Below are 22,156 nucleotides of genomic sequence, written 5' to 3' on the forward strand. Positions count from 1 at the left end.
AATTGTAAAAAATGAGACTTAAAATATTGCAGAGAAAACAGCTGGTTTTGAGCGGCAATTGCGAATATGTTATAATGAAAACAAGTATATTTTGAAGGAAAGCAATATGGCAAAAAATAACGTTAAAACTTATCTGATGATACCCTTGGCTCTGACTCTTTTTATGGCTGCAAGCAAGGTGTCTGCAGACGAAACAGCTCAGACTTCCTCTGTCTCAGATAAGCCGGTATCTTCTGAGGTAACGGCAGTATCCGGCACTGAAACATCGGTATCAGAAGCAAACACGCTTCCAAGCACAAGTACGGTCAGTCAGGAGACAGCAGGACAAGCAGATGCCCAGACGGCTGTTACTGAACCGCAAGCTGCAAAATCCTCTCAAGTTGTTAAAGAGCCTGCTGCTGTAACGACGAACCAGTCTGTATCTGATCAGCCAGACAACCAAAGTCAAAGTCAGCCGGCAACAGCTGCAGCTGATGTTCAAAGCCAACAATCCTCGTCTTCTCAGTCTCTCAAACAAGCTGCCCCTTTAAAAAGAGAAGCTGTGACACAGGTTCCTCAGTCAAGTGCTGCAACTGTGCAAAAAGCGGCTAAACCTAAGGAAGTGACAGCCGCTAGAGTTGAAGCAAAAGGGATAAAATTACAGTACAAACAGCCTATTGCCAAGGGCAGCAAGATTCAGTTTGCAGTTTGGACGGCACAAAAAGGACAGGATGATCTTAGGTGGTACACCGCTAATAATATGGGAGCTGCCTATGCTGAATTTAAAAATCACCGCGAATATGGCGTCTATCATGTCCATACCTATGCAAATCAAAAAGGTAAGATGATTGGGCTCAATGCGATGACTGTTACGATTGCTAGGCCGCAGATTAAAACAAAAATTCAAAAGACTTCGGCTAATCATGTTGACATTACTGTCTCTAATGTGCCAATTACCATCACACAGGTTCAGATTCCCGTATGGTCAGATAAAAACGGCCAGGATGACCTTAAGTGGTATAAGGCAGTAAAAACAGCTAGCGGCAGCTATAAAACGACGGTCAATCTGCAGAATCATAAAAATACTCTGGGACACTATCAAGCTCACATTTACGGCTACAGCGCTGTTACTCAGTCTCAAATTGGTTTAGGTACAAGTTCAGGTTTTAATAATACTGACAGCCGTTCCAATGCGGTGGCTTCAGTCGTGGGTTACAAAGAAACCTCAGGTACTTTTGATGTAGTTGTTAAAGGCAGTCCGACTACAAATGCCATAAAATCTGTCAGTGTTGCTGTCTGGTCAGAAGACAAGGGTCAGGATGATCTGAAATGGTATACACCGGCAGTTGTCAATAATCAAGCGACCGCTAAAATAAATATTGCTAACCATGCTGACGTCTCCGGACTTTACCATGTTCATGTTTATACAGACTATACTGACGGAACGAAGTCAGGAAAAATTTTAGGAACTTATAAAATTACCAAATCAGTCGCCGAGGCTAAATTAACGCCCAAAGGGATTTCACTGAAGCTAACTGCCGCTAATATCAAGGATAAGAGCAAGGTTTCCTTTGCCGTTTGGTCAAATGAAAAAGGTCAGGACGACCTGAAATGGTATCAGGCGGATAAGCGTGGTGAAGCAGTTGCCGGATATGATAATCACAAGGGCTACGGTCTTTATAATATCCATGTCTATCATAATCAAAACGGCCGATTGTCAGATCTTGGGACAGCAACACTGACAGTTCCCAAACCGACTGTAACAACAAGCATTTCTAAAACAGGTGACAATGAGTACACTGTTACGCTTAAAAATGTACCTTATTACATCTCCTCCGTGCAGGTTCCTGTGTGGACCAGCAAGAACAATCAGGATGATATTAAGTGGTACGGAACCCGCAAGGTATCAGACAAAACCTATGAGGTCAAAGTTCTCCTTAAAAACCATCAGTTTGAAACAGGCCGCTACAATGCTCATGTCTATGGCAAAAGCAGGCTGGAAAACAATAAATTAATCGGCATGGGAGGAAAAGAATTTACAGTTGCTGCGGCTAAAATCGCTAATGCCAAGGTTGCCGTGATTAATCACCAGGCTAAGAAAGGTACTTTGGATGTTGTCATTACGGAAAACAGTAATTCTAAAAAACTAAAATCTGTTAAGGTCGCTGCTTGGTCAGAAGACAAACAGAGCAATCTCTACTGGTATACCAGCAATACTGTCAAAGACGGCAAAATCAGTATTACGGTCAATGAAAAAAATCATGGGTACATCAAAGGAAGCTACCATGTTCATGCTTATGTGACCTATCAAGACGGCCAAGAAGCTGGTTTTGATACAGGAACTTATCAATTGGAAGCTGAAAAGCCGGCGATTGCTCTGCCATCTTACTTTATTGATATCAGCAGTCATAACGGAAGTATTTCTGTTGCAGAATTTAAAAGTTTAAAGCAGCAAGGGATTCAGGGAGTTGTTGTTAAGCTGACAGAAGGTACCAGCTATATCAATCCTTATGCAAAATCACAAATTGCTAATGCCAAAGCAGCAGGTGTCAAAGTTTCTGCCTATCACTATTCGCACTACACATCAGCAGCAGGAGCACAGGAAGAAGCACGTTACTTTGTCAATGCTGCTAAGGCACATGGCTTGTCCTCTTCGACTGTTATGGTCAATGACATGGAAGAATCTTCTATGCTGAACAACATCAATGCCAATGTTCAGGCCTGGCAAAATGAGATGAAGCGGTTGGGTTACAGCAACTTGGTTCACTATACCATGGCAAGCTGGTTGGATATCCGTGGCGGAAGTGTCAATACAGGACAATTTGGCCTTAACAATTTTTGGATTGCCCACTATGCCAAAGGCTATACTTACATGAGTCAGGAAGAGGCTAAATCCTTTAATTATTATGCCAATGCAGCGGCTTGGCAATACACAAGTGTTTCTCCTAAATTATCTCATCCTTTAGATGAAAACATTGACTATACCGGCCGCTTTACCCGACAGTCGTAACAAGGAGTTCGATTTATGAAAATGAAACTTATCTTCAAGCGTGTTGCTGTCGTATTGCTGTCAGTTTTTCTTCTTGTCGGCTGCTCAAATCAGAAAAAGAATAATGACAGGGAGGAATCGGCTTCTCCTAAGACAAGTTTGCAGTCGAAATCACATAAGAGCGATAGGCACAGCTCATCTGAGCAAAAGAAGACGGCAGAGTCCACCTCGGAAAGCACTCAGTCCTCCAGCTCTTCCAGTGAGGAGAGCCATGAGGCAGAGAGTCTCGTTCCTATTGATACAGGTGCTATCTTGAAGGCTGATTACAGCACTGCAGCAGGTACTTGGAAAAATGCCCAAGGGCAGAATCTTAATTTTAATGCCCAAGGCTTGACAACTTCTGGAATGACAGTCAGTCTGTTGGATATTGACCAGAATGGTATTCTCTTGCTGAATGTGGAAACAGGGAACAAAACCAATCTGATTCTCTATATGGTTCCGGCCAACCATACTCTGTCCCAGCAATACTTTCCTAATGGGCAGACAGATACATCTGATAAATCAAAAGACCGTATCATTTCTTCTGAGGATTTGAGCAGCAGTCAGCTGACAGAGCATGTTTATTATCATGTATCAGACCATTAATAAAACTGAAAAACTTCTGAATAATATTTTAAAAACCACAGATATCTGCGGTTTTTTCTGTTATAATTAAGAGGATAAGAGGTAGAAAATGACTTACGATAATTTACTAAAACGTTTTTTGACCTATGTCAAAATCAATACAAGAAGTGATGAAAACAGTACGAAAACACCAACAACGCAAAGTCAGACAGACTTTGCATTGACTGTTTTAAAACCGGAAATGGAGAGCATTGGTCTCAAAAATGTTCATTATTTGCCGAATGGCTACTTGGTAGGAACCTTACTCGCAAATGGGAATTTTCCTTATAAAATCGGTTTTATTGCCCATATGGATACGGCTGATTTTAATGCTGAAGGTGTAAATCCGCAGGTCATTGAACAGTATGATGGCGGAACTATTCAGCTTGGTCAGACCGATTTTACTCTTGACCCGGCAGATTTTCCCAATCTTAAAAACTATGTGGGGCAGACTTTGATTACGACAGACGGGACAACCTTGCTGGGGAGTGATGACAAGTCCGGAATTGCTGAAATTATGACAGCAATGGAGTATCTGGTCAGTCATCCTGAGATAGAACACAGTGAAATTCGTGTTGGTTTTGGGCCGGATGAAGAAATCGGCATTGGTGCTGATAAATTTGACGCAGCTGATTTTGATGTTGATTTTGCCTATACTGTTGACGGAGGACCGCTTGGAGAGCTGCAGTATGAAACTTTCAGTGCTGCTGCGGCAGAGATTAGCTTTGCGGGGCGCAATGTTCATCCGGGAACTGCTAAAAATCAGATGGTCAATGCCCTGCAGTTAGCTATTGATTTTCATGAGCAGCTGCCTGCCGGTGACCGTCCTGAAAAGACAGACGGCTATCAAGGATTTTATCATTTGCTTAGTCTTAATGGAACAGTGGAAGAGGCGCGCAGTTCGTACATTATCCGCGATTTTGGGGATCAGAGCTTTGCTGATCGTAAAGCCTTGATGCAGCAAATTGCTGAAAAAATGAACGCACAGCTAGGAACAAAACGGGTACAGCTTGAACTTCATGATCAATATTACAATATGCGAAAAGTAATCGAGAAAGATATGACTTGTGTTACTATCGCTAAGAAAGTCATGGAAGATTTAGCGATAAAACCCGTCATTGAACCTATTCGGGGCGGAACAGACGGCTCCAAAATATCCTTTATGGGTCTGCCGACCCCTAACCTTTTTGCAGGCGGTGAAAATATGCACGGCCGCTTTGAATTTGTCAGCTTAGAAACCATGCAGAAAGCTGCTGAAGTCATCATAGGCATTGCTAGGTTCAGACATTAAAGTTTGGAAAAAATCACTTAACTATGATAAAATAATGTAACATGGAGGAAGTGTAAGTGATTAAAATATTTGGGAAAGTGAGATACCATTGGCAGCCCGAATTGTCATGGCTGATTATCTATTGGTCGATTGCGATCATGCCGATTTTCATTGCTTTGTCACTGTTATATGAGCAAACCAGTATACCGCAGTATTTCTTTATTTTGTTTATTGCCTTTATTGTGTTGGTCGGTGTTGGATTCCACCGTTATTTCATCATTGAAGATAAGGGTATTTTAAGGGTTGTGTCGTTAAATATATTCAGACCTTCTAAGATTGTTATTGCTGATATCGAAAAAGTAGAAGTAACAAAATCAACTGTAACGCTGTTTGTCAAGAATAAAAAGAAAAGCCTCTTTTACATGCGAAAGTGGCCGAAAAAATATTTTTTGGATGACTTGGCTGTTCATCCGGATTTTAAAGGTGAAGTTGAGCTGATTGATAATTTTGTTAACCTTGATTATTTTGAGGCTTACAAAGACGAAAAAAAGCCCTTACGGTAAAGTAAGTGCTTTTGTTGGACAAGATTTGACTGCAGTGAGAATATCGGCATCATCCGCAAAGGTTTTAACAGTTTCACTGCTGCCTGTAAATTTGACGATACCGTCATCATCGTAATCAAAGACATCTGAATAAGTCTGACAAAGCCCGCAGGCAATACATTTTTCTGGGATAATAGCTACTTTCATAGTAACATTGTAATACTATTATTGACATTTAACAAGGGGGAAATCATGTCCAATAAACCATGGGAAGAAAAAGTAACAGAAACGGATACTGAAAACAAAGAATTAACACGTAATTCCAAAGATGATCGCGCTGTCAGTACACCGGTTTTAACAATTTTACTGAGCCTCTTTTTCCTGATTATTATTGGTATTTTATTTTTTGTACTTTATACTTCTAATGGCGGCAGTGATGAAAAAGCTGCAACTTCGGGATTTTATGGGTCTTCTAAGACCGTCAAAAAATCTAAAAAAGAAGTCAGCCAGTCTTCTGAGTCGGAAGAACAGACCGTGACAGAAACAACTGAGACTGAAACGACTCAAACAGAGACAACGACTTCTTCGGACGGAGAAGATACCCTTACTGTTCAAGGCGGTGAAGGTGCGGCAGCCATTGCTGCGCGTGCAGGAATTTCAGTAGAGCAGCTTTACGGATTAAATCCGGATCACATGACAAAGGGATACTGGTATGCCAATCCCGGTGATAATATAAAAATTAAGTAAGGGGATTTGTATGACAGGAATTAAAATTGCCATTGACGGACCTGCTTCAAGCGGAAAGAGCACGGTTGCTAAAATTATTGCTAAGGATTTAGATTATACCTACTTAGATACAGGAGCTATGTACCGCTCCGCAACTTATTTGGCCCTTCAGCATGATGCTTCTTTGACGGATGAAGAGACCATCGTTAAACTGTTACAGGATTATCCGATTAGTTTCGGCCGCCGCGAAGATGGGCAGCAGCTGGTCTTTGTCGGAGATGTTGATGTCAGTCTTCCCATTCGGGAAAATGAAGTGACTAACAATGTTTCCACAGTGTCTGCCTTACCTTTGGTGCGTGAAAGATTAGTCGAACTGCAGCGTCAGATTGCTGATCAGGGCGGTATTGTCATGGACGGCCGCGATATTGGAACGGTTGTGCTGCCGGATGCCGAGTTGAAGATTTTTCTGATTGCATCTGTGGATGAGAGGGCTGAGCGCCGTTATAAGGAAAATCTTGAAAAGGGAATTGAAGCTGACTTGGCTAAGTTAAAAAGAGAAATTGCAGCGCGCGACTACAAGGACAGCCACCGGAAAGTTTCCCCTCTTAAGGCAGCTGCGGATGCCATTACCTTTGACACAACAGGTGTGACAATTGAGGGTGTTGTAGAGTTTATTGAAGAAAAAGCAAAGAAAATTATTGACAGTCATTAATTGGCATGTTATACTGGTTAACAGTGAGAAAAGCAGAAGTGAGAACTTCTCGCCTTGCGACTAAGGTTGTCTGGCCCAACATGTCAAAATTCCTTTAGGATAAGGAAAGTTATGTGTGCGGGCTTGAAATGTCAAGTCCGCTTTCGTTTTTCTCGAAAAAATTTAAAGGGGTGAAGAACATAGCTAAAAAAGATTTGTTCATTAATGATGAAATTCGTGTCCGCGAAGTTCGTCTTATTGGCCTTGATGGCGAACAATTAGGAATTAAGCCATTGGCAGAAGCGCAGTCTATTGCCGATGACGCCAATGTTGACTTAGTTTTAATTCAGCCGCAGGCTGCACCGCCTGTTGCTCGTATCATGGACTATGGTAAGTTCAAGTTTGAGTATCAGAAGAAACAAAAAGAGCAGCGCAAAAAACAAAGTGTTGTTACTGTTAAGGAAGTCCGTCTCAGTCCTGTTATTGATAAGGGTGACTTTGAGACCAAGCTCCGTAACGGCCGCAAATTCCTTGAAAAAGGAAATAAGGTCAAAGTTTCTATTCGTTTTAGAGGACGTATGATTACTCACAAGGAAATCGGGGCAAAGGTATTGGCTGATTTTGCTGAAGCAACGCAGGATATTGCGATTATTGAGCAAAGAGCTAAAATGGATGGCCGTCAAATGTTTATGCAGCTTGCACCAATTCCAGACAAAAAATAAGTCGATAAAAATAGTAAAAGTAGGAGAAATATTAAAATGCCAAAACAAAAAACACACCGCGCATCAGCTAAACGTTTTAAACGTACAGGTTCAGGTGGATTGAAACGCTTCCGCGCTTATACATCACACCGTTTCCATGGTAAAACTAAGAAACAGCGTCGTCATCTTCGTAAGGCATCAATGGTGCACTCAGGAGATTTCAAACGTATCAAATCAATGCTTACTCGCTTGAAATAAGCGCAGCAGTTTAGACAAATTAGAAAGAACTATTGGAGGATCGATAAATGGCTCGTGTTAAAGGTGGCGTTGTTTCACGCAAACGTCGTAAACGTATTTTAAAATTAGCTAAAGGTTACTATGGTGCAAAGCATATCTTGTTCCGTACAGCAAAAGAACAAGTAATGAACTCATATTACTATGCTTACCGTGACCGCCGTCAAAAGAAACGTGATTTCCGTAAATTATGGATTACTCGTATCAATGCGGCAGCTCGTATGAACGGACTTTCATACTCACAATTAATGCATGGTTTGAAATTAGCCGAAATTGAAGTTAACCGTAAAATGCTTGCTGACTTAGCAGTTAATGATGCAGCAGCTTTCACAGCTCTTGCAGATGCAGCTAAAGAAAAGCTGGGTAAATAAGAGACAAAAAAGTGGGATGACAGTGTCCCACTTTTTTATTTATTCCAAAGACAGACAATATGAAGAATGAATCTGTCAATTATAAGACATCTGCCAGACGTTGTTATAGCCGGCAGATGAAAACCATTTGATTTAAATTGTTTGTCTAGTTGGACGCCTGCTTTCGTCAATAAAATGTCCATACTTAAAAAGACTGGGAAAGAGCACAAAGCTCTTTCCCAGTCTTTTTTTTTGCAGGGCTATTTTTTCGAATCTGTGTTTGTTGATGAGGATTCCTTGGCTGCTTCCGGATGCAATTCCTTATAGCTCGGAGCTTTATATAAATCTTGTGTTGATTTATTGCCGTTTTTGCTGTAAAGGCTGGTTGAATTTTGACCTAATTTTTTCTCAATCTTTTTCAGAGAAGCCAGAGAATCGTTCTTATATGAGATTGAACTGATGTTAATCGGTTTTAGACCGCTGTCCTTATCAAAACGCAGCAGGTCTCCGGTTTGAATCTCGTCGCTCATATCAAGCTGCTTGTCAGCTGCTTCACGGAGTTCTTTGAGTTTCGCGGTTGTTATTTCATCAGGGTTGGTGATTTCAACACCTGTTTTGGTATCGTAAACACGTCCGCTGTAGTTGGTATAGTTAGGAGTGATGTAGTTTCCCTCAGAACGGAAAGCAACCAGCTGCTTATTAGCAGGAGACAGCAAATCCTGACCCAATTCAACATAGTTTTTACTGTCAATTCCAAGCAGATGAAGCAGCGTTGGCAGGGTATCAACTTCACCGCCGTAAGTATTGTTGATGAAGCCCTTGTCTGTTCCGGGAACATGGATCATGTAAGGAACGCGCTGCAGCATGGCATTATTGTATTCTGTCCACGTCTGCGGGTCTTTGCCCAGAAGCGGTGCGAGGTCTGTATTTCTTGAATTGGCAATACCGTAATGGTCACCGTATAGGACAATAATCGAATTTTTGTACAAGCCGGAAGCTTTCAAATAATCAAAGAAACTTTTGATGGCAGAATCTAGATAGTTAGCAGTTGCAAAATAACCATTGATGGTTTCATCATCTGTTTTAGCAAGAGGGAAGCCTGTATCATCACCGGCCAGACTTTGGTACGGATAGTGGTTAGATACAGTAATAAACTTAGTATAAAAAGGCTGCTGCAGATGTTCCAAATACTTAATAGAGTCTGAAAACATGACCTTGTCATTGAGGCCGTACTGGAAAGAGTTGTCTTTAGTCATCTTAGACATGTAAGACTGATCAAAGAAATGCTGGTAGCCTAATTGCTTGTATGCATTGTTGCGATTCCAGAAGGTGCCGATATTGCCGTGAAAAACAGCACTGCTGTAATTGCTGGTATCATTGAGAATATGCGGAGCAGCCTGCTGGGTATTGTCACCGCCGTATTGGACGAAGAAAGACCCTTGGTTGAGACCAAACAGCGATGTTTCCATGAGGGTTTCGGCATCGGATGTCTTTCCGGCCTTAACCTGATGGAAAAAGTTTGAAAAGGCAAAAGTTTCTTTGGAATGGTATAGGGAGTTGAGGAAAGGTGTAACAACGTACTCTTTGCCATCAACATTGAGTTTGTAATCAAGAAGGAACTGCTGAAAACTTTCCAAGTGAAGAATAATAACATTTTTTCCCTTGGCAAGACCATAATATTTAGGATTGGGGGCAGCGTAATGCTCCTTGACGTATTCCTTGACAGTACTGAGTTCATCGGCAGTCGCCTCAGAGCGGACCTTTTGCGTTTGATAGGTTTGATTGGCACTGTAGGCGCTGAAAGCCGGCAGACCTAAGGCACGGACAATGTAGATATTTGAAAAGCCGCGTGTCAGCAATTCCGGCCGATCAATTTCGGCCATGAAAAGGTTGATTGAAAAGAGAAGTCCGGACAGTGCCGAAATAGCAAAGCTGGCTCTTTTATTAAAAGGTCTTGTATCAAAAGAGATTTTTTTGAGGGAAAAAAGTGTGATGAAGATGATGTAATCTAAAATGTAGATGACATCCCAAGGTCTTAATAAATTAAGGGCGGAAGCACCTAATCCGGCAGAAGTTTTACTGCTGGCAAGGGCTGCGCTGACCGTAATGAAATCTGAGAATTCCCTGAAGTAAATCGAATTTGCAAATAAGAGAACATTGAGCAAAGTGTAAATAACAGCTGTCACAATATAAAAAGCGCGTGTGTTTTTTATATAGAGGCTCAATCCCAAAAGCAGGAGAGAGACTGGAATAGGATTAATCATTGTTAAAAGAAATTGATAAGAATTTCCTACGTCCAAACTAAAATCAATATTATAAGCCCACAGCGTTTTGAGCCAATAAATGAGCACAAGTGTCAAAATAAATCCTAAACGGGTCTTGACAACGCTCAGGAGAAATTTAACTATTTTTTTCATTATACCGATTCCTTATCATTTTAAAGATAAAATCTTATTATTTGATTATAACATAAATTTATTTTTGGCATATAGAAGAAATGTTTTTTTAAGGGAGAAAATTTCTTAATTTTTTGTTATAATGGTTGTTATGAATAGACTTACGGTGGGTTCTTCGGCGGAGAAAAAACTTAAGCGGGGAATTCAGTTATTAAGCAGTAAAGATTTTCCGAATATAAAGCTGAGTGACCAGACGGTTTACCTGTATTCTCAGGCAGGCAGTTTTTTAGGAACAGCTTATCTGTCCAAGCAAAATAAGGGAGTTGGCTGGCTGGTATCATCCGAAAAAGTGGTACTAAATCAGGCTTATTTTGCTCAGCTGTTTCAAAGGGCTAAGAAAAAACGGGAGGCTCTGTCAGATTCGGATTTAACAACAGCCTACCGTCTGTTTAATCAGGACGGAGATTATTTTGGCGGTATGACTGTTGACCGTTATGGTCAGTTTGCTCTTTTTTCTTGGTACAATGCCTTTGTTTACCGGCTGAGAGATCAGATTACAGCTGCTTTTTGTCAGGTCTATCCCGAATTTTCGGGAGCTTACGAAAAAATTCGTTTTAAAGGTCTTGGTTACGAGTCTGCGCACTTATACGGTCAAGAAGCACCGGAACAGTTTACTGTCACGGAAAACGGCGTGTCTTACAGCGTTTTCTTGAATGATGGTCTGATGACAGGTATTTTTTTAGATCAGCATCAGGTGCGCAATAGTCTGGTAAACGGCTTGGCTGCGGGGAAAAGGGTTTTAAATTTGTTCTCTTATACAGCTGCTTTTTCCGTCGCTGCTGCCATGGGCGGAGCTCTTGAGACCACATCAGTGGATTTGGCTAAGCGCTCTAAAGAGCTGTCGTTGGCCCATTTTGAGGCCAATCATTTGGATATGAGCCGGCACCGGCTGATTGTCATGGATGTTTTTGATTATTTTAGATATGCTAAACGCCATCAGCTGACCTTTGATGTTCTGATTATTGATCCGCCGAGTTTTGCGAGAAATAAAAAAGAGACTTTCTCTGTTTTGAAAGATTACCATAAGCTAATTAGTCAGGGGCTTGAGATTTTGGCTGAGGATGGCTTAATCATCGCATCAACGAATGCCTCCAATATGACCATAGCTCAGTTCAGAAAACAAATTGAAAAAGGTTTTGGAAAACAGCAGCACACTTATCTGGACTTGCAGCAGCTGCCCGGCGATTTTGCCGTAAATGAAAAAGATGAAAGCAGTAATTATTTAAAAGTATTTACGATAAAGGTTTAATTATTTATGAAAATAGTAGTTCCTGTTATGCCTCGAAATATTGACGAGGTTAACCAGCTTGATTTAGCAAAAATCAGCAGCGCCGATCTTATTGAGTGGCGGGCGGATTATTTGGCTAAAAATGATATTCTGACGGTAGCTCCGGCTATTTTTGAGAAATTTGCAGGGCGTGAAGTTATCTTTACCCTGCGTACGGAAAAAGAAGGCGGCAATATTTCACTGACCAGTGAAGAGTATCTTGCGATTATTCGTGATATTGCAACTCTTTATCAGCCGGATTATATTGATTTTGAATATTTCTCTTACCGCGACGTATTAAAAGAAATGTATGATTTTTCTAATCTGGTACTGTCCTATCATAATTTTAAAGAGACGCCCGAGAATCTGATGGAAGTCTTCTCGGAGCTGACAGCCCTGGCACCGCGTGTGGTTAAGATAGCGGTCATGCCCCAAAATGAACAGGATGTGCTTGATTTAATGAACTATACGAGAGGTTTCAAGACGCTGAATCCTGAGCAGGAATACGTCACCATGTCCATGTCTAAATTAGGACAGGTATCGCGTTTGGCGGGAGATTTGACAGGCAGCTCGTGGACTTTTGCCAGTTTGGAGCAAGAAAGCGCTCCGGGGCAGATGTCACTGACAGATATGCGCAAAATTAAGGAGGTTTTAGATGCAAATTGACGGACACACTCGTTTAGCAGCAGTTGTTGCGACACCAATCAAACATTCCATTTCACCTTTTATTCACAACTATGCCTTTGACAAAACGGGTGTCAACGGCGTTTACGTGGCTTGGGATATTCCAGAGTCTGAACTTGAGGCTACTGTAGAAAATGTTCGGCGCTACGACATGTTCGGCATCAATATTTCGATGCCTTACAAGCAGGCTGTTATTCCTTATCTGGATGAGATAACAGAAGCTGCTGATTTAATCGGAGCAGTCAATACAGTCGTCAATAAAAACGGCAGACTGTTAGGCTATAATACAGACGGTATGGGCTTTTTTAGAAGTCTGAATACTTTTGCTGATTTTGATGTTAAGGGCAAGGTAATGACCATTCTTGGCGGCGGAGGCGCTGCAACGGCTGTTATTGCTCAGGCTGCAATCAATGGTGCTGCGAAAATCAATATTTTTAATCAGACAGAATTTTTGCAGGAAACCAAAGAGAAGGCTCAGCGGATATCCGCTAAAACCGGTGTTCCTCTTGAGGTTTTTCCTGTTGAAGATGTGGATTTGATCCAGGAAAAAGTTTTGGCATCTGATTTATTTGTCAATGCTACCAGTGTTGGGATGGATGGCAAATCCATGATCATTGACGAAAAATTTGAATTTCCTGAAAATATCATGGTTGCCGATGTTATTTACCAGCCCTTTGAAACACCGTTTTTGAAGTTGGTACGCAGCCGCGGTTTAAAGGCTGTGAATGGTCTGGGAATGCTGTTATTTCAAGCAGCAGAGGCTTTTGAACTCTGGACAGGACAGGAAATGCCCAGTCAGGAAATCTGGCAGGCATTGGCAGAAAAATATAAGTAAGGAATTTAGGTGCTTCCATGAAATTAAATGTCAATCTTCCTCAAAATCCCTATGATATTATCATCGAAAACGGCAGTCTGGCAAGTGCCGGCCAATGGGTCAAAAAACTTTGGAAACCGCAAAAAACAGCGATTATTACTGATAACCGTGTGGGAAGTCTTTATGCTGAAAAAGTAAAGCTCAGCCTCGAAGATGCCGGTTTTGAGGTTGTTGTCTTTGACTTTTTAGAAGGTGAAGCCAGTAAAAATTTGACAACGGTCAATAAGGCCTATGAATTTTTAGTTAAGCAAGGCATGACCAGAAGTGATGGGATTATTGCGCTGGGAGGCGGTGTTGTCGGTGATTTGGCAGGTTTTGTGGCATCGACTTACATGCGGGGCATTCATTTTCTGCAGATTCCAACCAGCCTGACAGCTCAGGTAGATTCTTCTATCGGCGGCAAAACCGGTGTCAATACTCCTTTTGCTAAAAATATGGTTGGGACTTTTGCCCAGCCTGACGGTGTCCTGATTGATCCGGAGACTCTCAATACGCTTGGCAGACGTGAGCTGACTGAAGGCATGGGCGAGGTTGTCAAATATGGTTTAATTGCTGACGCCGAACTCTGGGAGAAGCTGGACGCTCTGGATGGTTCTGCAAATTCTATCTTGGAAAATTCCGAGATGATCATCTACCGTTCCTGTGATGTGAAGCGTAAGGTCGTCGTTGAAGACGAATTGGATAAGGGCGTTCGTCTCTATCTCAATTTTGGGCATACAATCGGGCATGCTATTGAAGCAACAGCTGGTTATGGTAAAGTGATGCACGGTGAAGCAGTGGCAATCGGGATGGTTCAGATGTCTCGGATTGCTGAGAAAAAAGGTTTAATGCCGAAAGGTATTACAGAAAAGATTGCGGCTATGTGTGCTAAATTTGGTCTGCCAACGGTGTATGAACCATGGGACGCCGAAAAGATGTATGAGGCGTTAAAGCACGATAAAAAAGCCCGCGGTCAGATGATTAAGACAGTGATTGTTCCCCAGTTAGGGCAGGCTGCAATCAATGAAATCAGTCTGGAAGAGATGAAAGAGTACTTGGAGAAATAAGATGAGATATTTCACAGCTGGGGAGTCACATGGTCCCCGTCTGACAGCTATTATTGAAGGGGTGCCGGCAGGCCTTCCCTTGACGGCTGACTATATCAATGCTGAATTAAAGCGGCGTCAGGGCGGCTATGGCCGCGGCGGCCGCATGAAAATTGAATCCGATCAGGTAGAGATTACCTCAGGCGTTCGCCATGGTTTGACAATGGGCAGTCCGATTACGCTTAATGTTAGCAATCGGGACTTTAAAAACTGGACGGAAGTCATGAGTGCTGCCGATATTGAAGACAAGAAAAAATCAATTCGGAAATTGACCAAACCCCGTCCGGGGCATGCCGATTTAGTTGGCGGTATGAAGTATCGTTTTTCTGATCTGCGTAACAGTTTGGAACGCTCCAGCGCACGTGAAACAACCATGCGTGTTGCGGTAGGAGCAGTAGCCAAGCGCCTTTTGGAAGAGCTTGGCATGGATGTTGCCAGTCATGTGGTCGTTTTTGGCGGCATTGAAATAGATGTTCCTGAAAATCTGACAGTAGCTGAGATCAAGGAACGCTCCCGCCAATCAGAAGTTTCTATTGTCAATCAGGAGCGTGAGCAGGAAATCAAAGATTATATTGACCGAATTAAAAAAGAAGGCAATACAATCGGCGGTGTTATTGAGACTGTTGTTGGCGGTGTTCCGGTTGGTCTGGGATCTTATGTCCAGTGGGATCGAAAGCTCGATGCTAAGATTGCTCAAGGAGTTGTTTCCATCAATGCTTTTAAGGGCGTTGAATTCGGTCTGGGCTTTAAAGATGGCTATCTCAAAGGGAGCGATGTCATGGATGAGATTATTTGGTCCAAAGAAGACGGTTATACGCGCAAATCCAATAATCTCGGCGGTTTTGAAGGCGGTATGACCAATGGACAGCCTATTGTTGTTCGCGGTGTTATGAAGCCAATTCCAACACTGTACAAGCCGCTGATGAGTGTTGATACTGAGACGCATGAGCCCTATAAGGCCAGTGTAGAGCGCTCCGATCCGACAGCTGTTCCGGCTGCCGCAGTAGTCATGGAAAGTGTGGTTGCAACGGTGCTTGCGACCGAGGTATTGGATAAATTCTCGTCTGACAATATGGAAGAATTACAGGAAGCTGTAGAGCGCCATAAGCAGTTTGTCAAAGACTTTTAAAGATTTTGAGGAATTCTTATTTGCATTAACAAAAAGGTTTGTCAAAAGTGAGCAGCATTGATTTAGTTCGGAGAAACGATGGAAGGAAAAACAATTTATATTGCAGGCTTAGGGCTCATCGGAGGTTCTCTTGCTTTAGGAATCAAGCGCGGACATCCCGATTATAAAGTTATTGGCTACAATCGTTCTGACCAGTCACGAGACATTGCTCTTGAACGCGGAATCGTAGAAGAGGCAACTGCCGATTTCAAGGAATTTGCGCCTTTGGCAGATGTTATTATTTTAGCAGTGCCTATTAAAAAAACAATTGATTTCATCAAAATGTTGGCAGAATTAGATTTAAAAGACAATGTTATTATTACAGATGCCGGTTCTACCAAATTTGAAATTGTCAAAGCAGCAGAGCAATATCTTAAGGACAAACCAGTACAATTTGCAGGCAGCCATCCTATGGCGGGAAGCCACAAATCAGGAGCTGTTGCAGCAGATGTTAATCTTTTTGAAAATGCCTATTATATCTTTTCGCCGTCAAGTCTGACTAAAACCGGTACAATACCTGCTTTGCAGGATCTCTTATCCGGCCTGCATGCCAGATATATTGAAATTGACGCAGCAGAACATGATCTGGTCACCGGTCAAATCAGCCACTTTCCCCATATTATTGCTTCAAGTCTTATGGAACAGGCGGGCGATTTTGCCGAAAGTCATGAAATGACCAAACATTTTGCTGCGGGCGGTTTTCGCGACATGACACGGATTGCTGAAAGTGAACCCGGTATGTGGACGAGTATTCTGCTAACAAATCCTGAGGCCGTTTTAGACCGTATTGAAAATTTCAAGCAGCGCCTGGACAGGATTTCCGATTTGATTAAAGCCAAAGATGAAAATGCCATTTGGGAATTCTTTGATCGGGGCCGGCAAATTCGTAAAAATATGGAAATTCACAAACGTGCCGGTGTTGACAGCTTTTATGATATTTATGTAGATGTTCCGGATAAAGAAAATGTTATTTTGGAAATTTTGGAACTGCTGAGAGGAACATCGTTAGTTAATATCCGCATCAATGAAGAAAATCGGGAAGATATCAATGGTATCCTGCAAATTTCGTTCAAGAATGAGCGTGATCTGAAACGTGCTCGGGAATTGATCAGTAAAAATACTGCTTATCGTGTCTATCTAGATTAAATAATTGAACACGGGCTAAAATCCTAGTAAAAAAGATAAACGTCCCTGTGTCTTAGCGACACAGAGTCCGCTTCCTATTTTTATACGGATTTCTTAACGCTCTTAGTATCTTGATAATTGAACACGAGCTGCGAGCTGTGTCAAAAAGACAGCTTCTCCTAGCGTCCTGTGACGCTTCGTCGAACCTTCTATTTTGCCTTTGCTCGCTGACGCCCTTAGCGACACGTCGTTTGGTTAGTCGATCTTACTAAGCAAACGACGTTAGCGGGAGAGGTAGCCAATTCACAATGGTGATTGGCGTTTGTTATCAAGTGCAAAGCACTTAGATAACAATCCTCTACCGTATCTTGTTAATTGAACACGGGCTAAAATCCTAGTAAAAAAGATAAACGTCCCTGTGTCTTAGCGACACAGTGTCCGTTTCCTATTTTTATACGGATTTCTTAACGCTCTTAGTATCTTAGTTAAAGGAGAAACTATGGCAGAAAATATCTATGATTTAGCAAATGAAATGGAGCGCAGTATTCGTGCTCTGCCTGAGTATCAAGCGATTGTTCAGGCAAAAGCTAAGATTGACGGAGATGAGGAAGCTAAAAGACTGTGGTCTGAATTTACGGAATTTCAACAGAAGATCCAAGGTCTCATTCAAACAGGACAGGCGCCTACTCCTGAAATTCAAGAGGAAATGCAGCGTTTTGGTCAAAAGATTGAAGCTAATCCGCTGTTAAAAGACTATGCTTCAGCTCAGCAAGCTCTGGGCGTTTACCTCAATGATATTGAACGCATTATTTTTCAGCCCCTTCGGGATGTGCTTGAACAAGATAATTAACTGTCAGATGTTTGCAAGAATTTCTGTGTTAAAAATGCTAAGCTTGTTTGGCAATCACCGGCAAATTCATGCAAACCACAGGGCAGTGTGCCCCCCAATGGATTTCTGCCGGAAAAAGAGCTAAATTTTTTGGAATGAAGCCGCTGTTTTTAATAACTTATCAGACAAAAACCCCGTCAGATGACGTATCTGACGAGGTTTTTGTGTGTATTTTTACAGGATGCTTATTCTCAGACTGCAGGCTGAAAAGAAGGGTTTTTTAAATCGATAAATTCATGATTTCTGACTGTGTGGCGATAAAATCAATAAAATTTTTTAAGTCGGCATGCAATTCTTTGCCTTTATGATAGGCCGCATAATAGATCCGGCGATTTTCTAACGACTTAATAGGAATAACATCAATATCATCGAAATCCTTTAAAAAATCAGCTTTGGGGGCGATAGCAATTCCGAACTGCTGGGCGACTAAGCCAACAACGGTTTCATCTTCACTGACTTCAAAAGCGATTTCAGGCCGTTTGCCTGTTTCTGAAAAAACCTGATCTAATACAGGACGCATTCCGCTGCGCTTTGAAAACCAAACTTGGGGATATTCCAAGGTATCTTCAACCCTCACCTGCTCTTTAGCTGACAGAGGGTGGCCTTTAGGAACAATGAGTACAAGATCTTGGGTGAAGATAGGAATAAAGGAGACAGAAGAAAAACTTTCAATTTTAGAACAAAAGGCTAAATCATATTGATCATTTTGGATTCCTTCCAGCATATCTGCTGACATGCCGCTGTCATTGTGAAAGTCAAATTCTGATTGTGTATCAGGGTGCTGTTCAATGAAGGTGCGAACAAGATTGGGAACAGCTTTTCGGCCCAGAATACGCAGCAGTGTAAGGTTAATACGATGCTGCTTCTGATGGGTCTGCTGCAATTGCTTAACACCTGTATCTAAGAGATTAAGAGAGGTTGTGACGACTTTGTAAAAATCTTTTCCTGCATCTGTCAAGACGACATTGCGCCCTTTTTTTACAAAAAGAGAAACGTTGACCTCATTTTCCAAAGCAGCAATAGCATGGCTCAGCGTTGGCTGGGTGATATGCAGCTGCTTTGCAGCATCGGTATAATGCTCCAAATCGGCTAGAGTCAGGAAGTAGCGTAAGTGTTGAAGATTCATCTGTCTACCTGTGCCTGTTTTTTTGTTTATTATAGCACAAAATGATTAAAAAAATCTATGAATTGCTGAAGAAAGATTCATTAGTATTTGCTTTTAATTCATTGTATAATCAATGTGATAAGTGAAAAAATTAACAATATAGGAGGAAAAAGTAATGTCTAACCTTTCACCAATTACAATCAGTTCATGGACTCTTGGCGATCAGTGCCAATTTGAAGACCGTGTAAAAGCAGCCAAAGATGCAGGTTACGAAGGTATCGGACTTCGTGCAGAAACCTATGTCGATGCTTTGAATGAAGGACTGACCGACCAAGATATTCTAGCTATTCTGGACAAATATGATATCAAAGTGACCGAAGTAGAGTATATCGTTCAATGGGCTGAAGAACACCGTTCCTATGAACAAAAATACAAAGAGCAAATGTGTTTTCATATGTGTGATTTGTTCAACGTCGGTCATATTAACTGTGGGCTGATGGAAAACTATTCGGTAGAATATACGGCTCAAAAATTGAAAGAACTGTGCGCGCGTGCGGGCAAATATATTATCGGAGTAGAGCCCATGCCCTACAGCGGTCTTGCGACCTTTGACAAGGCCTATGAGGTTGTCAAAGCATCTGGTGCTGACAATGCCATGCTCATTCTTGATACCTGGCATTGGGTGCGTGCAGATCAGCCTTATCGCACTTTGACAGCAGATGAAGCTGCTAAAATCATTTCAATTCAAATCAATGATGCTTACGAGCGTCCCTATGCCGATGCCATTTTGCGGGATGAATCGATGCATGACCGCTTAGCTCCGGGAACAGGAGCTAAGGATACTGCCGGCTTTGTCCGAATGATTAAAGAAGCAGGTATCTCACCAAAAGTAATCGGTGTGGAAGTCATTTCAGATGCCATTTTAAGCCGGGGTCTTGCTGAGGCCAGCAGATTTACATTTGAAAATGCGGTTAAGGTTCTTAAAGAAGCTTGGCCGGAAGTGGTAGCAGAAAATTGAAAAGAATAAAGGAGAAAAGCTATGTCAGACAAATGGTTAGGACTTGAAGAAAAAACAGCAGCAGTTACTGGAGCTGTTGGCGGTATGGGAAAAACAATTGTTCAAGAATTTGCAAAACAAGGCACCAATGTTGTCTTATTGGACATTCGTGAGCAAGAGCTGAAGGATTATGCCGACGAAATCGCTAAAGAATACGGCGTCAAAACCCTGGCAGTGCCTGCTGATTCAACCAAGGAAACAGATGTGGACAATGCCGTTGCAAAAGCAGTTGAAACGTTTGGCTCAGTTGATATCCTTGTCAACACAGCTGCCATGCTCCGTGCCTGTCCTCTGGAAGATCTTCCTTTAGAAGAATGGCGTCAAACGGTTGATATCAATCTAACAGGCTATTTTCTGGTATCACAGCGTTTTGGCCGTCAAATGATTAAACAAGGCCACGGTAATATGGTGCATATTTCAACAATTGCTTCTGTATTTCCGGAAACCTATTCAGCAGCTTACAGTTCAACAAAAGCCGGTGTCAATATGATGTCACGTCAAATGGCAGCAGAATGGGGACAGTTTGGTGTTCGTTCAAACTGTATTCAGCCATGTTTTGTCAAAACCCCTTTGTCAGAACCTTTTTATGCTGATCCAGAAGTAGAAAATGGCCGTAAAGCCTTGACAGCTAATAAACGTATCGGCAATACCATGGATATTGCCAATGCGGTGCTCTTTCTTGCAAGTGACCGCTCAGACTATACAAATGGCCATGAGCTCCGTGTTGAGGGCGGTTTTGGTATTATGATGGGAGATCAGACGCCAAAACCGGGCGGCCGCCGTGAATATGCGGTTAAAGAGCACAATGCCTATTTGGAACGTTTAAAAGGAAATCACTAATTTGTCTTAAGGAGCTTATACCGACATGTTTAAAAATAACAAATTTAATTTCTCTGCTGTCATGCTTTGGTTTACCTATTTCTGCCACGGCATGCAGGCCATTATTATCTCCCAAAACACAGAATATTTTGCAGATAAATGGGGCATTACCACAGCAGCTGTTTTGGGTGTTGTTGCCTGGGTTGGTATTGGTAAAATTACCTTTTTGATTTTTTCTGGTTCTTTATCGGATAAAATCGGGCGTAAACCGGTCGTTTTGGCAGGTCTGGTCGGTTATGTTATCATGTTTGCTTCGCTTTTGATTGCCAATAATGTACTGGAAGCTAACATTTTAGCATTCATCGGCGGTGCCATGACTTCTTTGTACGATGGTTCCGTTAATCCGGCTCTCTTTGAGATGTACCCGGAGAACAAATCAACTGCCTCTGTTTTGTCCAAAGCATTTATCTCTACCTCATCTATTCTCTATCCATTATTTGTTGCTTTTTTGGCAACAAACAAACTGGCTCCTGAGCTTGCCATTATTTTGCCGCTTGCTGTCAGCGCTCTTGTTTTGATAGGTGTCATTTTTGCACCGTTTCCGGACCGTGAGCTGCAAAAATCTGAAAAGCTGAGCCCGGCACAAGCCATTAAAGAGTTAGAAAAACGCCAGGATACTGCTAAAACAGCTGCAGAAACAAAAACTCAAAGTTCAGGAAAAGTCAAACCCAAATTTGCCATTGACGGCGTTGTTTTATCGCTTTTTGCCCTCACTATTTATTCCAATTTCTATCTGTTCCAGCAAGTTTCAAAAATTTATGCTAAAAACATTATTCACATGAGTGAAAGCGCCGCTGCTTCTGTGACTTCTCTTTACCAGCTGGGCGGTCTGGTTGCAACTATCGTATTTTCACTCATTATGGCACGCGGTATTCGTGATATGGCCATCTTAATCATTGCACCAATCTTTGCCGGTCTTGCAGGCTTGGCGGTCTATTTTGTGCCGACACCGACTGTTTTGACCCTTGCGGGGATTGTTGTCGGTTTCTGTGCAGCCGGCGGCCTTCTTCAGATGGGGAATGCTGTTCTCAATCAGTTCTTTGATACGAATAAGGGACGCAATACCTCCATTTATTATTTTGTGATGGCGCTGGGTTCTTATATTGTACCTGCAGCAGCCGGCGGATTATTGCAGGAAGTCAACGGTTCATTTCCAAATGCACCGATTATCTTATTGATTATTGCTGTTACCGGCTTTCTTTCATCTGCTTTGATGATTTATATTGGCTGGCGGTATAAACAAATTTTTGGTCAATCCGTATTTTCCAATGCCAATAAAAACTGAATCCGGTGCAATCAGAATTTGCCGGACTTTGGTCTTAGTCTCTTAGAAATGTTATAATAATTGTAATTTAGAAAGAA

Annotated in this window: 22 protein-coding genes and 1 other annotated feature; of the genes, 19 read left to right on the forward strand and 3 right to left on the reverse strand. The window is 42.0% G+C overall.

The window, feature by feature from the left end:
- Window positions 1-106: 106 nt before the first annotated feature.
- The 4 genes from AC4HAF_RS02430 (at window position 107) to AC4HAF_RS02445 (ending at window position 5,464) form a co-directional block, all read left to right on the forward strand.
- The gene (locus tag AC4HAF_RS02430; RefSeq protein ID WP_491096522.1) at window positions 107-2,989 is read left to right on the forward strand and encodes a GBS Bsp-like repeat-containing protein; all 2,883 of its coding nucleotides are present in this window, start codon (window positions 107-109) and stop codon (window positions 2,987-2,989) included.
- 15 nt (window positions 2,990-3,004) lie between these two features.
- Window positions 3,005-3,613 carry a DUF6287 domain-containing protein gene (locus AC4HAF_RS02435; protein ID WP_491096523.1) on the forward strand — a complete coding sequence of 203 codons (609 nt, stop codon included), beginning with the start codon at window positions 3,005-3,007 and terminating at the stop codon, window positions 3,611-3,613.
- Window positions 3,614-3,701: 88 nt separating this feature from the next.
- Window positions 3,702-4,922, forward strand: a complete 1,221-nt coding sequence (pepT, locus tag AC4HAF_RS02440) for a peptidase T (protein WP_491096524.1) — start codon at window positions 3,702-3,704, stop codon at window positions 4,920-4,922.
- Window positions 4,923-4,978: 56 nt separating this feature from the next.
- Entirely contained in the window at window positions 4,979-5,464 is a 486-nt protein-coding gene (locus tag AC4HAF_RS02445) for an EbsA family protein (RefSeq protein WP_491090766.1), read from the forward strand.
- On the opposite strand, the gene AC4HAF_RS02450 is transcribed toward AC4HAF_RS02445, so the two are convergent.
- Complete coding sequence (locus AC4HAF_RS02450) at window positions 5,456-5,650, reverse strand: ferredoxin (protein ID WP_491090765.1); 195 nt, start codon at window positions 5,648-5,650, stop codon at window positions 5,456-5,458. The genes AC4HAF_RS02445 and AC4HAF_RS02450 overlap by 9 nt on opposite strands.
- A gap of 45 nt (window positions 5,651-5,695) precedes the next feature.
- Here AC4HAF_RS02450 and AC4HAF_RS02455 point away from each other — a divergent pair, with 45 nt between their 5' ends.
- The 5 genes from AC4HAF_RS02455 to rplT all read left to right on the forward strand — a co-directional run bounded on the left by AC4HAF_RS02455 (window position 5,696) and on the right by rplT (window position 8,226).
- On the forward strand, window positions 5,696-6,190 hold the full coding sequence (locus AC4HAF_RS02455; RefSeq protein ID WP_491096525.1) for an SAG1386/EF1546 family surface-associated protein: 495 nt from the start codon (window positions 5,696-5,698) through the stop codon (window positions 6,188-6,190).
- Window positions 6,191-6,200: 10 nt separating this feature from the next.
- On the forward strand, window positions 6,201-6,881 hold the full coding sequence (cmk, locus tag AC4HAF_RS02460) for a (d)CMP kinase (RefSeq protein WP_491090762.1): 681 nt from the start codon (window positions 6,201-6,203) through the stop codon (window positions 6,879-6,881).
- A 24-nt stretch (window positions 6,882-6,905) separates the two neighbouring features.
- Window positions 6,906-7,036 (forward strand) — a sequence feature (ribosomal protein L20 leader region).
- A gap of 15 nt (window positions 7,037-7,051) precedes the next feature.
- Entirely contained in the window at window positions 7,052-7,582 is a 531-nt protein-coding gene (gene infC / locus AC4HAF_RS02465) for a translation initiation factor IF-3 (RefSeq protein WP_491090760.1), read from the forward strand.
- 36 nt (window positions 7,583-7,618) lie between these two features.
- Complete coding sequence (gene rpmI / locus AC4HAF_RS02470) at window positions 7,619-7,819, forward strand: 50S ribosomal protein L35 (protein WP_002263327.1); 201 nt, start codon at window positions 7,619-7,621, stop codon at window positions 7,817-7,819.
- A 47-nt stretch (window positions 7,820-7,866) separates the two neighbouring features.
- A complete protein-coding gene (rplT, locus tag AC4HAF_RS02475; protein WP_027976332.1) occupies window positions 7,867-8,226 on the forward strand; it encodes a 50S ribosomal protein L20 in 360 nt (119 codons plus the stop codon).
- A gap of 239 nt (window positions 8,227-8,465) precedes the next feature.
- Here rplT and AC4HAF_RS02480 read toward each other — a convergent pair whose 3' ends face one another.
- Window positions 8,466-10,622 carry an LTA synthase family protein gene (locus AC4HAF_RS02480; RefSeq protein WP_491096526.1) on the reverse strand — a complete coding sequence of 719 codons (2,157 nt, stop codon included), beginning with the start codon at window positions 10,620-10,622 and terminating at the stop codon, window positions 8,466-8,468.
- Window positions 10,623-10,752: 130 nt separating this feature from the next.
- Between AC4HAF_RS02480 and AC4HAF_RS02485 the strand changes: the two genes are divergently transcribed.
- From AC4HAF_RS02485 to AC4HAF_RS02515, 7 genes are all read left to right on the forward strand, one after another.
- The gene (locus tag AC4HAF_RS02485; protein WP_491096527.1) at window positions 10,753-11,910 is read left to right on the forward strand and encodes a class I SAM-dependent rRNA methyltransferase; all 1,158 of its coding nucleotides are present in this window, start codon (window positions 10,753-10,755) and stop codon (window positions 11,908-11,910) included.
- A 6-nt stretch (window positions 11,911-11,916) separates the two neighbouring features.
- A complete protein-coding gene (gene aroD, locus AC4HAF_RS02490; RefSeq protein WP_491090752.1) occupies window positions 11,917-12,594 on the forward strand; it encodes a type I 3-dehydroquinate dehydratase in 678 nt (225 codons plus the stop codon).
- Window positions 12,584-13,447, forward strand: coding sequence for a shikimate dehydrogenase (locus AC4HAF_RS02495; protein ID WP_491096528.1), 864 nt, complete (start codon window positions 12,584-12,586; stop codon window positions 13,445-13,447). The genes aroD and AC4HAF_RS02495 overlap by 11 nt, the downstream gene beginning before the upstream one ends.
- Before the next feature lie 17 nt (window positions 13,448-13,464).
- Complete coding sequence (gene aroB, locus AC4HAF_RS02500; protein ID WP_491096529.1) at window positions 13,465-14,532, forward strand: 3-dehydroquinate synthase; 1,068 nt, start codon at window positions 13,465-13,467, stop codon at window positions 14,530-14,532.
- 1 nt (window position 14,533) lies between these two features.
- Window positions 14,534-15,700 carry a chorismate synthase gene (gene aroC, locus AC4HAF_RS02505; RefSeq protein WP_491090746.1) on the forward strand — a complete coding sequence of 389 codons (1,167 nt, stop codon included), beginning with the start codon at window positions 14,534-14,536 and terminating at the stop codon, window positions 15,698-15,700.
- 78 nt (window positions 15,701-15,778) lie between these two features.
- Complete coding sequence (locus tag AC4HAF_RS02510; RefSeq protein ID WP_491096530.1) at window positions 15,779-16,885, forward strand: prephenate dehydrogenase; 1,107 nt, start codon at window positions 15,779-15,781, stop codon at window positions 16,883-16,885.
- 478 nt (window positions 16,886-17,363) lie between these two features.
- Entirely contained in the window at window positions 17,364-17,714 is a 351-nt protein-coding gene (locus tag AC4HAF_RS02515) for a YlbF/YmcA family competence regulator (protein WP_491096531.1), read from the forward strand.
- A gap of 259 nt (window positions 17,715-17,973) precedes the next feature.
- Here the strand turns inward: AC4HAF_RS02515 and AC4HAF_RS02520 are convergent, their stop codons facing one another.
- A complete protein-coding gene (locus AC4HAF_RS02520) occupies window positions 17,974-18,879 on the reverse strand; it encodes a LysR family transcriptional regulator (protein ID WP_491090740.1) in 906 nt (301 codons plus the stop codon).
- A gap of 154 nt (window positions 18,880-19,033) precedes the next feature.
- Between AC4HAF_RS02520 and AC4HAF_RS02525 the strand changes: the two genes are divergently transcribed.
- From AC4HAF_RS02525 to AC4HAF_RS02535, 3 genes are read left to right on the forward strand one after another with little or no spacing between them, the layout of a single operon-like run.
- Entirely contained in the window at window positions 19,034-19,876 is an 843-nt protein-coding gene (locus tag AC4HAF_RS02525; RefSeq protein ID WP_491096532.1) for a sugar phosphate isomerase/epimerase family protein, read from the forward strand.
- A gap of 21 nt (window positions 19,877-19,897) precedes the next feature.
- The gene (locus tag AC4HAF_RS02530; protein WP_491096533.1) at window positions 19,898-20,755 is read left to right on the forward strand and encodes an SDR family NAD(P)-dependent oxidoreductase; all 858 of its coding nucleotides are present in this window, start codon (window positions 19,898-19,900) and stop codon (window positions 20,753-20,755) included.
- Between the two features lie 25 nt (window positions 20,756-20,780).
- Window positions 20,781-22,079, forward strand: a complete 1,299-nt coding sequence (locus AC4HAF_RS02535; RefSeq protein ID WP_491090735.1) for an MFS transporter — start codon at window positions 20,781-20,783, stop codon at window positions 22,077-22,079.
- Window positions 22,080-22,156 lie beyond the last annotated feature (77 nt).

The sequence above is a fragment of the Streptococcus sp. ELY_90 genome (assembly GCF_058314475.1).